Here is a 12,144-nt window from a genome sequence, read left to right as displayed (position 1 = left end):
TGACGATGCATTCATTTGTTAAAACACCAGAACAGAAAAAGTTAATGGAACAAATCAAAGCGTTACAGCCGTCGTTTCGTGCACGGGAACCTGAACTGGATGCGCTGGGTTCATTCCCTTTTAAAGATATAGAAGAGCTTAAACAAATTGACTATCATTTATTAACGTTACCGAAAGAAAATGGCGGGCAAGGTTTTGGATTATATGAATATATTTTAGCGCAAGAGGCCATTTCTGAAGGTAGCGGATCGACAGGTTTATCGATTGGCTGGCATAATGGGATAGTGCTTGAATATGCGGAAAATCGCCATTGGAATAAAAATACTGGGCAGTTTTTGTTAGATGAAATACGAAAAGGTGCTCTTATCAACTCAGCAGGTACCGAAAATAATACCGGGAGCCCGACGCGAGGTGGATTACCGCAAACAAGTGCAATTGCTGACGGTGAAGATTTGATCATCAATGGCGAGAAGACTTACACCTCACTATCTCCAGTCCTTGACTATTTCCTCGTTTCCGCAACGACTGAAGAGCAAGAAGTTGAGCATATTATGGTTCCGCGTACAGCAACCGGCCTTTCTATCAAGCAATCATGGGATAGTATGGCAATGCGCGGTACGGCAAGTGATACTATCGTGTTAAAAAATGTCCGTGTACCAAAAACGAATATTTTGAAGAAAAACACTCCTGTTGAACCAGTATCGAAAGGCTGGTTGCTTCACATTCCAGCCTGTTATATCGGAATTGCGGCGGCAGCCAGAAATTACGCACTTGAATTTGCTACTTCGTACGTACCCGTTTCATTGGGAAAGCCAATAGCCGAAGTACCATCCATCAGACAAAAGATTGGTGAAATGGAATTGGAGTTGTCCACTGCGAGGCATTTGATGTATGGAACGATTGAACGATATGAAGCTGCATCTGATAAAACAACATTCGAAGAGGCACTAAATGTAACCAAAATAGCGGTCACAAAAGCCGCGATTTCAATTGTTGATATAGCGATGAAAATTGTCGGTTCACGTGCATTTTCCGAATCGAATCCGATGCACCGTTATTATTTAAACGTCAGAGCAGGCTTATATAACCCCCCTATGGATGATGTCGTTATTTCAAAAATGGCGAATAAGGCAATCCAATCCTTGAACAAGGACGCGACGAACTAACGTAAGAAGGTTTATGACAGTAAGGAAGCAACCAGCAAACAGGTGCGATTGCGGAAGTAAGAAAGTTTTCTTTCTGTCCTTATATGCACGGATTACGTTCCAACTTCAATACACCAGAAGAATTTTTTTGACATGGACACAAATGCAATCAGTGAGCACAGCGGCAAAATGATATTTCCTCAGAAAATACACGCGATGAAAAAAGACACTCTACAGACCGATATCAGTCTGCGGGAGTGTCTTTTTCGATTTCACATTTCAAAAATACATATCCGTCTTTTTCAATCGTTTCATTCATTATCACAGGAATCCGTTCCTTGAAGAGAGGGCCGCCGACGACGACTGTGTGGAATTCCCCGGATTCGCCGCAGCTGTCAATACCCAGTGCTTCGAGTTCATCGATCAATTCTATCGTGAAACGTCTTCCGAGGAATTCCGCAGGCATCATCTTCGTATTGACGACTACGACATACGCCTCGAACCCTTCGGCGATGAATTCTTCCAGCAGCTTGCGTCTTGGTTCATCCCATAGCGGATGATATGCTTCCATGCCGACTTTGGCGCACATTGTCTGTACCCACAATAAGTGATCTTCTAAATCGATGTCTCCAAATACTGCTTTTGGTATACCGTGCTCTTTGCATACGCGCATCGCATCGATAAACTGCATCTCATAGCCTGCCCAGTCCGCTTTCCTGATCATCGACGGCACGCCCATCTGCTTTGCCTGCGCTTGAATAATCTCAAGCGGCAGCGCGTGTGATTTAGAATGGGTCTGGTCTTTTTCGAACATCGTCCACAGCATAGCCGGCGTATTGCCCGCCTGGATTGCGCGATAAACCGCGAGCGCCGAGTCTTTGCCGCCACTCCAGGACGAGACGAACTTCACGCCCGTCATTGTCCGTCCGCCCATGCGATTCGCGCATCTACTGTTCGTGCCATGCGAATCATATACGAACGGAATCCCAGCTTCGGCCAGAAATACGACGCTAAGTGGTTCGCCGTCAGCCAATCCGTCATGATATATTCATAACCTGCATTTTTCATTTGTGTAAAGCTGTGGTTTGCAATGGATTTCCCAATGCCTTGTCCGCGCATATCAATATTCGTCGTAGCCTGCACAAGCACAGCCGACTGGTCAGGTGTCGTCATAGCATGCCGGGCGTCTGCAGGTGTGTACAGATGGAATGCTACTGGCGTTCCTTCCTGCTCAGCAATCCAGCTGCGCGTTCCTTCTTTTCCGGCATAAGCCGAGAATACATCCCGTTCCGCGTCTAATGCTTCTTGCGTGATCGGTTTCCACGCGGGTGCTTTCGCCTGATGCATACTGTTCCATGGCGCCATTTTACGCAATATAGACTGCTCTTCGCCCGCAAGTTCTTTCATTTTCACAAGACTATTTTCTCCGGGCTGTGCGCGATACCGTTCAAGTGATAACGCCGCGAAGCGTTCTTCAAAATGAAACGACTGCTCCAGCATTTCGAGAATTAATTCATCATTTCCTACCGGCACATCCAATACATGTTCAAAATACCCATTGCGAACCCACTCCGCTCCAGCTTCCGTATACATCAGGCGCGCAAGTCTTGGATGTTCGTCTTCATGGATGACAAATGATGGATAGCCGACATACACCGTACGGCCACGCGTAGTGTCTTGGCGATATTCATACAATAAATAGCCAATCACCTCTTCGTCACGCAATGTTACGAGTCCCCCAGTATACGGCTTCTCCATTTCTTCACGCAAACGTTCTTCTGCATGTTCGACGTCCTCAAAGCGCTCCTGCAAAAACGGAAATCGCTGCCGTTCATCTGCATGTCTCGCCGCAAGTAAAGAGGCCATCTTCGGTATATACCGCTCTTCAAATTGAACAAAATGAATCACCAGAATCCCCTCCTGCCTAGTTTAACTAAATTATACCATACCCTTTGCACTTTCCAATGAAACGAATGGATCTGCGGGGTGGCGTATGTGGATGGATTGATGGATGGATTGAGCGCTTGACGGGGAGGTATGAGCGGATACAGACGCGGTTAGAGCGGATAACCGCGGGCATTGAGCGGTTACCCCGCGACTTTGAGCGCTCAACGGAATCTATGAGCGGATGGACAGAATCTATGAGCGGGACGGCGAAATAAGTTGGCTGGGCTGCCTTGAAGACAGGGATTGAGCGGTTGTAACGGAGCATTGAGCGGATACATACGCGGTTAGAGCGGCTAACCGGGGGCATTGAGCGGTTACCCCGCAACATTGAGCGCTCAACGGAATCTATGAGCGGATGGACAGAAGGTATGAGCGGGACCGCGAAATAAGTTGGCTGGGCTGCCTTGAAAGCAGGGATTGAGCGGTTGTAACGGATCATTGAGCGGATACAGACGGGGTTAGAGCGGATAACCGCGGGCATTGAGCGGTTACCCCGCGACTTTGAGCGCTCAACGGAATCTATGAGCGGATGGACAGAATCTATGAGCGGGACGGCGAAATAAGTTGGCTGGGCTGCCTTGAAGACAGGGATTGAGCGGTTGTAACGGAGCATTGAGCGGATACATACGCGGTTAGAGCGGCTAACCGGGGGCATTGAGCGGTTACCCCGCAACATTGAGCGCTCAACGGAATCTATGAGCGGATGGACAGAATGTATGAGCGGGACGGCGAAATAAGTTGGCTGGGCTGCCTCCAATACAGGGATTGAGCGGTTGTAACGGATCATTGAGCGGATACAGACGGGGTTAGAGCGGATAACCGCGGGCATTGAGCGGCTACCCCGCGTCTTTGAGCGCTCAACGGAATCTATGAGCGGATGGACGGGATTTATGAGCGGCTGCGCAGCATGGTAGAGCGTTTGGCGGAGTCTTCTCACCTCACCCCCGAGACTCCACACATATTCCAAAGTCAAAAAACCCCTTTCCACGGTAGAAAGGGGTTCATAGCCAACTCATTAAGCTGGCATTGGAGTATCTGTTGGTTTTGCATAGTTTCCATTGCCGTATTCCGTGTCGATTGCGTCACGAATTTCTTTCATGGATTTACCGTCTTGTTTCATTTGTACCGATTTCACGGCGATCTCCAGGCAAACTAGGCAGCGTGTGCCGTGATCGTCCCAGACAACCGAGCCATCTTCTCGTATTTCATCAAGAAAACAATTCATATTGTTTTCATGGCCAGCGCTGTCGCCGCAGCCGCAGTAGCAAGGCATGTATTCTAGCACATCTGTTGCTTTGGCTGCGACTTGGTAGACCATGCGCATATCTTCCGTCTTATCGTCAAGGAAGGATGGCAGGATATCTGCTGAAGCTGTTACTTCCTGCAGATCACCGTTCGGTAGATGCTCCATGTGGTCATGCCCTGCTTCTGCACGTGCATCTTGCGGATCTGTTTCAGCCGGTTTTTCTGTTGCGCCGTTTCCGCATGCCGCAAGCACTAATGTCAGTGCAGCCAGCCCTGCAAGTAATTTCTTTTTCATATATGGTTCTGACTCCTTTGTATAGACGTAATGCCTTCAGTATACAAGGATTACGAGCGAAACGAACGTACAATTTTATGACAGTTATTATAGTCCTGTCATTTTGCTTGGATCTACGTATTCGTCAAATTGCTCTTCTGTTAATAAACCGGTGGAAAGCGCCGCTTCTTTCAGCGTCGTTCCCTCTTTGTGAGCCTTCTTCGCAATTTTCGCTGCATTTTCATAACCGATATGCGGGTTCAACGCTGTCACCAGCATCAATGAATTCTTTACTTTATTGTCGATTTCTTCACGGTTCGGTTCAATTCCGACTGCACAGTTATCATTGAAGCTGATCATGCCGTCAGCAAGCAGTTTCGATGATTGCAGGAAGTTATAGATGATAACCGGCTTGAAAACGTTCAGTTCAAAGTTCCCCTGGCTCGCTGCGAAGCCGATCGTCGCATCGTTACCCATTACTTGAGCCACGGCCATCGTTAATGCTTCACTTTGTGTCGGGTTCACTTTACCCGGCATAATCGAGCTGCCCGGTTCGTTTTCCGGAATCGTAATTTCGCCAATGCCCGAACGCGGTCCGCTTGCCAGCCAGCGTACGTCATTCGCAATTTTCATCAGGTCCGCAGCTAATGCTTTTAGCGCACCGTGTGTGTACACTACTTCATCATAGCTTGTCAGTGCATGGAATTTATTCTCTGCTGATGTAAATTCGATGCCAACGGATTTTGAAATTTCTTCCGCCACTTTGTCACCGAAGCCAGCAGGTGCGTTGAGTCCTGTACCGACAGCTGTTCCGCCAATTGCCAGCTCTTTCATAGACTGGACGCTTGCTTCGAGCATGCTGCGCGTTTTCTCCAGCATACGGTGCCATCCGCTGATTTCCTGTCCTAACGTCAGTGGCGTCGCGTCTTGCAGGTGCGTGCGTCCGATCTTGATAATATCCATAAAGTCTTCAGATTTTTTATGAAGTGTTTCTTTTAATTTATCAATTGCCGGCAGTACTTCGCGCTCTACCGCTACAACACCCGCTACGTGAAGCGCTGTCGGGAATGTGTCGTTGGAACTCTGTGATTTATTGACGTCATCATTCGGGTGCAGGCGCTCTTCCTCGCCCCACTCCTCAAGCAGCTGATTGCCGCGGTTCGCAAGCACTTCGTTCATGTTCATGTTGGACTGCGTGCCGCTTCCTGTCTGCCAGACGACTAACGGGAAATGCTCGTCCCATTTCCCTTCGATCACTTCTTCCGCTGCTGCTTTAATCGCTTTCATCTTCGCTTCGGATAAGTTGCCGTAGGAATGACTTGCTATCGCTGCTGATTTTTTCAAATGGGCAAAAGCCTGGATTACACCAAGCGGAATACGTTCACCGCCGATTTTAAAGTTTTGCTTACTGCGCTGCGTCTGCGCTCCCCATAACTTGTCTGCAGGTACTTGTATTTCTCCGAACGTGTCGTGCTCAATACGATATTCCATCTTTCCATCCACCTCTCGAAATAATAATCAGACTCTCTATCTCTATCATGCCTTATTTTCGGTTAAATTTGAATTAATAAGGGTTGGGCGGTGCGTTACATGCTAAGCAAGAGGTGTGCACTTTTTCAGATTCCGCCGCTTGAAGCTTACAACTTCTGCAATAGAAACGCTTTCCGGACCACGGTGAAAAATATCACTACTGCACCCGCACTGCATGTCAGCACCACGATACTGAGCGGCCAGGCGGAACTGTCACCCGCAAGACCTGTGAGCGGTGACACAGTGGCGCCGCCAATAAAGGGCAACAGACCGAGAAACGCTGCTGCGCTTCCTGCCGACTTTCCCTGACTTTGCATCGCAAGCGAGAATGATGAAGTGGAAACCATGCCCACACTCGCGACTACCATAAATAATGCACATGCGATGACAGCGAGCGGCCATTTATTCCAGACCGTTAATAGAAGAAGGATACTGCCGGCGAATGAAATCAGCACACCTGTGCGCAAAAACTTCACTTCATGAATTCTGCCCGCTAAACGTCCGGTCACCTGCGCCGCAGTAATGATTCCCACGCCATTCAAAGCGAAGAATAAAGAAAACTGCTGAGCCGTAACATCATACAGATTCTGCAAAACGAATGGAGAGCCCGCTATATATGCGAACATACTCGACATGATCAATCCTTGCGTCAACGCGATGCCCATGAACCATTTGTCCTTCAACAGTCCGCCAAACGTCTTGACGACTGCAAGCATTCCGCCTTCTGCCCGCTGTTTTACAGGCAGAGTGTCGGGTAAAAAGAGAGCCGTCGATAAAAACATCAGCAAGCCAATGCCGCCGAGGATAAAGAACACAAATTGCCACGAGGCAAAGTTCAGCACCACACCGCCAGCAATCGGCGCGAGAATCGGTGCTGCCCCGTTAACGATTGACAGCATCGCCATAAACTTCGTCAGCTCACTCCCCGTATACAAATCACGCGCACACGCTCTTGCGATGACAATCCCCGCCGCACCTGTCATTCCCTGGATGAAACGCAGTAAAACAAAAGCCCCGATGTTCGTACTGAACGCACATAAAAATGAAGCGATGGCGTACACTACGAGCGTAGTGATGAGCGGCTTGCGCCTGCCGTAAATGTCACTCATCGGGCCAAAAATCAGCTGCCCTGCGCCTAAACCGATCAGACAGGCTGTTAGACTTAATTGGACAAGTGATGTGGATGCCTGCAGGTCATGAGCCACGACAGGCAATCCCGGCAAATACATATCCATCGACAGCGGGCCGAACGCTGTCAAAGAACCGAGCAGCAAGACGAGCCAGACAGTAGGCAACGGTATTCTTTTTTGTAATTGGTTATTCATATGTACAAAACCCTTTTCTTCTATAGAATTCATTCAGTATAGCAAAGAACGTATATCGCTTGAAGGTTTATGCGACATACCCTTTCACCTGTCAGAATGCCCAATTACCTATAAATGTTCAGTCAGCCATTCAAAGTCTATAATTTCACGCAAATTACGCATGTATTCTACAATGTTCGCTATCTTTTTACATAAAGATTTTGTTATGATGAAGAGACTATCGATTTCACTACTGGATGGAGGTAATAATATGCTGGGCCCGCGTAAACCTGATCCGTTTTTCACTGCGTTATTGGACATCGCCAAACACGTGCAAGAATCCATGTATTATGCAAATGATTTCCAAGTTGAAACGGTCGCTGATCTGAAAGAGGTCAGTATTCAAATGAAAGAATATGAAACAGCCGGCGACACCCTGATCCATGAACTGATTACGAAGCTGAATACGTCGTTCATGACACCGATTGAACGGGAAGATATTTTAAATATCGCGATTAAAATGGATGATATCCTGGACGGCATCGAACACTTCCTTGCAAACCTTGAAATGTTTTCGCTCATTGATATCGATGAATACATGCAGAAATTCATTACGAATATTACGAAAAGCACCGATGAAATCGTGAAGGCGATGGAATTGCTGACGAAAAAGAAGCTTGTTGAAATGCGCACACATGCAGTGCAGATCAAAGAATATGAACGGATTTGCGACGAAGTCTTACGGACGTCGATTAAGCAGTTATTCATTCGCGAGAAAGACCCGATCCGCATCATTCAGCTGAAAGATCTGTATGAGCTGCTTGAAGATATCGCGGACTATTGCCAGGACGTGGCGAACAACATCGAAACCATCATCATGCGTAACGCATAAGGAGCTATAAGCGATGGATATGATTCTCATTTTGACCATTCTCGTCGTCATTTTTGCTTTAGCATTTGACTTCATCAATGGTTTTCACGATACCGCCAACGCGATTGCCACTTCAGTCTCAACGCGTGCACTAAAACCGCGGTCGGCTATTATGCTCGCTGCGGTAATGAACTTTGTCGGGGCATTGACATTTACAGGCGTTGCGAAGACCATTACGAAAGACATTATCGATCCGTTTTTATTGGAAAATGGGTCTCTCGTTATTTTGGCGGCACTTGTTTCGGCAATCATCTGGAATTTGGTGACGTGGTATTTCGGAATTCCCTCCAGCTCTTCGCATGCACTGATCGGCTCCATCGCGGGTGCAGCTATTGCGGCGGCGGGTTTCGGTATTTTAAATTACAGCGGCTTCATTAAGATCATTCAGGCTCTTCTGTTATCCCCTGTCATTGCCCTGGTTGGCGGTTTCATTGTGATGACCGTATTGCGGGCTGTCCTGAAGAACCGTAATTTATTCAAAGCGAACCGCCGAATCCGCTATATGCAAATTGGTACGGCGGCTGTTCAATCATTTACTCACGGAACGAACGACGCACAAAAAGCGATGGGAATTATTACAATGGCATTGATCGCGGCGGAATTGCAGACGACTGATGATATCCAGCTGTGGGTCCGTATTGCTGCGGCCACCTCGATGGGCATCGGCACATCTATAGGCGGCTACAAAATCATTAAGACGGTCGGCGGCAAGATTATGAAAATCCGTCCGATTCACGGGATTGCGGCAGACTTGAACTCCGCTGCCATCATTTTTGGCGCCACCCTTCTCCACCTGCCGGTCAGTACGACGCACGTCATCTCTTCGTCCATCATGGGGGTTGGATCGGCTCAGCGCTTGAAAGGCGTGAAATGGGGCGTCGCACAACGAATCGTTCTGACGTGGATCATTACTATGCCCATCTCTGCAGCAGTCGCGGCAGTCATCTATAAAGTGCTGTCTGTTTTCCTTTAATCCCAGTAAACTTTACTTGGGATTTTTCATGCATGGAACTTTTAACTTGCAATATCTAACAATACTTGTTATGATAAAGGAGAATTATTTTTGTTCGACGTTGGTCAGCGATTTCATCTCGACCGTTTTTAAGAAATTGAGCAAGGATAGTAATACAATGTGTACACAATTGTGCACGAGGAGGAAACAAACATGGAACAAGGTAAAGTAAAATGGTTTAACGCAGAAAAAGGTTATGGCTTCATCGAACGTGAAGATGGCGACGATGTATTCGTACACTTCTCAGCTATCCAAGGCGACGGATTCAAAACTCTTGAAGAAGGTCAAGACGTGTCTTTCGAAATCGAACAAGGACAACGCGGACTTCAAGCAACTAACGTTACTAAAAACTAATTTAACCTTACAAACCACTTCCTTTTAGGGAGTGGTTTTTTTATGGTTTTCTTTCCTTAATCCCACGGGACTTTCCAATATTTACTTGTTATGATAGGCATAGAACTACTTATTGATCGTTTCCTATATCGCTCGAGGAGGAATTATTTTGCGCAACTTCGCTAAGTTTGTGACCCGGTCATATAAATGGATTTTCACCTTCTGGATCTTCCTGTTTGGCGCAATGACCTATTTTGCCATTCAGCTTCCCGGCTTGCTTGCGGGTGATGGATTCCGTGTAGACGGCGAACATGAACAGGTTATGAAAATCGTCTCCGAAGACTTTGGATTGCCGGCAGAATCATTATTTCTAGTATTCGAAGGAAAATCGGACAATGAAATTCAATCCGCCCTTGACAGACTGGATGCACTTGACATCGTATCTGAGACCGTTTCACCGCTGACAGAAAAAGCACAGTATACCAATAAGCTGTCTTATGCCCTGCTCCATTTTAATGAAGCTCCGGATAATATGCCGCAAGCCGTAGAAGATATCCGCGAAACCATTCATGGCGAATCAGGTATTACCCTTACCGGCGGCGGAGCATTTGAACACGACGTCAACGTGGCGAGCCAGCGTGATTTGATGACGGCTGAGGCTATTGGTTTACCTATTGCCATTGTCGTCCTGCTGTTTGCTTTCGGCACAGTCGTTGCCTCATTCGTTCCGCTGATTGTCGGAATCGGCACTGTCGTATCTTCACTCGGGATCCTGGCATTGCTCGGCAACACCGTTGATTTGTCGATTTTCGTGCTGAATATCGTACCGATGCTCGGCCTCGCACTCAGTATCGACTTTGCGTTATTATTCATCAGCCGGTATCGTGAGGAGCTGAAAAAGCGCAGTACTGTGGAATCTGTCATCATGACGATTTGCACGGCCGGACGTTCGATTATCTTCTCTGCGATTTGTGTCTTTATCGGCTTAGGCGCAATGCTGCTGATCAAAGTGGATATTTTCGGGAATATTGCACTCGGCGGCATGATCGTCGTCGGGATGGCAGTCATTTCGTCACTTACTTTATTGCCTGCCGTGCTGCTGATGCTTGGCGGACGGATCCACAAGGGACGCTTGTTAAAAGAGCGCGGTGAAGATGCGAACGGCTGGCGAAAATTCGCTCACAGCGTGATGAAACGTCCGGTAACAATTGCGGCTGCAGCGTTCGTGCTGCTTGCAATCGCAGTAATTCCAGTAAAGAACATGGAATTGACGATACCGCAGATTGATTCATTGCCGGACTCATTCGATACCCGGTTGGCTTTCGAGAAGATGGAAGATGAATTCGGACTGGGAGATGAAAGCACCGTCTTTCTGATCGCAGAACGCGACGGCAGCTGGAAGACAACAGAAGGTCTGACGGATATGCTGACGCTGCAGAATCAATTGACCGGCGATGCGCTGGTTAAGAACGTATCAACCATTTTTACAATCAGCGGTTTGGATGACGTCACCCAGTGGGAGCAGACATTGCGCATCCCGCAAATGTACGATCAGCTCAATCCGGTGCTAAAAAACTTTACGGACAGCGGCAACCGTCTGCTCATCCCGGTCACACTCGCAGCTGACGGCAGTTCCAATGAAGCACAGGATTGGGTCCGCGACTGGTCTGACAAAGATACCGGCTTTGACCTTCTGCTTGGCGGGGAACCTCGGTTCAATCAGGAGATTTTCGATGAAATTGCAGGTCATATCGTTTATGTATTGCTGATTATCATCGTTTCTACGTTTTTCATTCTAATGTTTGCTTTCCGTTCATTCATCATTCCAGTGAAAGCGATTCTGATGAATATTCTCGGGCTGTCTGCAACGTTCGGCATACTTGTTTATATATTCCAGTATGGCCATTTCGGATTAAATCCCGGCACGGTGGCGCTCATTATCCCGGTCATTGTCTTTAGTCTGGTATTCGGCTTGAGCATGGATTACGAAGTGTTCCTTATTTCCAGAATGCAGGAGGAATTCGCGCAGTCATTCGATAATGATAAATCTACCGTGGAGGGGCTCGCGACAACGAGTAAAGTGATCACATCCGCCGCCCTCATCATGATCGTTCTGACAGGTGCATTCGCATTCACGGACGTCATGCCGGTCAAGCAAATCGGCGTCGGCATTGCGATAGCTGTGGCAATCGATGCGACAATCATTCGCTTGTTGCTGGTCCCAAGTTTAATGAAGCTGTTCGGTAAATGGAACTGGTGGCTGCCGTTCGGCAAAGGTTTGTATCGTTCAAACAATCCGAAGCATTATTCGAATAAATAAGATGGAGCCGCTCAGAGTTTGGTCAGTTGACTGGACTTTGGGCGTTTTTTTGTGGTGTGTGATGGGACGATGCGGGACAGCCTTGATGCGCCCTCCCCCTGCT

11 protein-coding genes are annotated in these 12,144 nt (G+C 47.6%); 6 read left to right on the top strand and 5 right to left on the bottom strand.

The annotated features are described in order from the left end of the window. The first annotated feature begins 5 nt into the window (after positions 1–5). Complete coding sequence (locus tag SporoP33_RS10580; protein WP_081243668.1) at positions 6–1,166, top strand: acyl-CoA dehydrogenase family protein; 1,161 nt, start codon at positions 6–8, stop codon at positions 1,164–1,166. Between the two features lie 223 nt (positions 1,167–1,389). On the opposite strand, the gene SporoP33_RS10575 is transcribed toward SporoP33_RS10580, so the two are convergent. Beyond that, positions 1,390–2,064 (bottom strand): Dph6-related ATP pyrophosphatase, encoded by a 675-nt coding sequence (locus SporoP33_RS10575; RefSeq protein ID WP_081243667.1) that lies wholly within the window; start codon positions 2,062–2,064, stop codon positions 1,390–1,392. Next, on the bottom strand, positions 2,061–3,053 hold the full coding sequence (locus tag SporoP33_RS10570) for a GNAT family N-acetyltransferase (protein ID WP_231293233.1): 993 nt from the start codon (positions 3,051–3,053) through the stop codon (positions 2,061–2,063). The genes SporoP33_RS10575 and SporoP33_RS10570 overlap by 4 nt, the downstream gene beginning before the upstream one ends. Positions 3,054–3,109: 56 nt before the next feature. Between SporoP33_RS10570 and SporoP33_RS16015 the strand changes: the two genes are divergently transcribed. After that, positions 3,110–3,307 (top strand): hypothetical protein, encoded by a 198-nt coding sequence (locus tag SporoP33_RS16015; protein WP_155961336.1) that lies wholly within the window; start codon positions 3,110–3,112, stop codon positions 3,305–3,307. A gap of 800 nt (positions 3,308–4,107) precedes the next feature. Here the strand turns inward: SporoP33_RS16015 and SporoP33_RS10565 are convergent. From SporoP33_RS10565 to SporoP33_RS10555, 3 genes are all read right to left on the bottom strand, one after another. Then, a complete protein-coding gene (locus SporoP33_RS10565) occupies positions 4,108–4,632 on the bottom strand; it encodes a PCYCGC motif-containing (lipo)protein (protein ID WP_081243666.1) in 525 nt (174 codons plus the stop codon). A gap of 87 nt (positions 4,633–4,719) precedes the next feature. Continuing rightward, positions 4,720–6,102 (bottom strand): class II fumarate hydratase, encoded by a 1,383-nt coding sequence (gene fumC, locus SporoP33_RS10560; RefSeq protein ID WP_081243665.1) that lies wholly within the window; start codon positions 6,100–6,102, stop codon positions 4,720–4,722. 146 nt (positions 6,103–6,248) lie between these two features. Then, positions 6,249–7,466: a multidrug effflux MFS transporter gene (locus SporoP33_RS10555; protein ID WP_081243664.1), complete on the bottom strand. Its 1,218-nt coding sequence runs from the start codon at positions 7,464–7,466 to the stop codon at positions 6,249–6,251. 250 nt (positions 7,467–7,716) lie between these two features. Between SporoP33_RS10555 and SporoP33_RS10550 the strand changes: the two genes are divergently transcribed. The 4 genes from SporoP33_RS10550 (at position 7,717) to SporoP33_RS10535 (ending at position 12,041) form a co-directional block, all read left to right on the top strand. Then, on the top strand, positions 7,717–8,337 hold the full coding sequence (locus tag SporoP33_RS10550) for a DUF47 domain-containing protein (protein ID WP_081243663.1): 621 nt from the start codon (positions 7,717–7,719) through the stop codon (positions 8,335–8,337). Between the two features lie 13 nt (positions 8,338–8,350). Further along, positions 8,351–9,349 carry an inorganic phosphate transporter gene (locus tag SporoP33_RS10545; RefSeq protein WP_081243662.1) on the top strand — a complete coding sequence of 333 codons (999 nt, stop codon included), beginning with the start codon at positions 8,351–8,353 and terminating at the stop codon, positions 9,347–9,349. A gap of 192 nt (positions 9,350–9,541) precedes the next feature. Beyond that, complete coding sequence (locus SporoP33_RS10540; protein ID WP_009766462.1) at positions 9,542–9,742, top strand: cold-shock protein; 201 nt, start codon at positions 9,542–9,544, stop codon at positions 9,740–9,742. 148 nt (positions 9,743–9,890) lie between these two features. Continuing rightward, complete coding sequence (locus SporoP33_RS10535) at positions 9,891–12,041, top strand: MMPL family transporter (protein ID WP_081243661.1); 2,151 nt, start codon at positions 9,891–9,893, stop codon at positions 12,039–12,041. Positions 12,042–12,144: the final 103 nt, after the last annotated feature.

Source organism: Sporosarcina sp. P33 (assembly GCF_002077155.1).
Classification (GTDB): domain Bacteria; phylum Bacillota; class Bacilli; order Bacillales_A; family Planococcaceae; genus Sporosarcina.
This window is presented reverse-complemented; position numbering and strand designations above follow the sequence as displayed.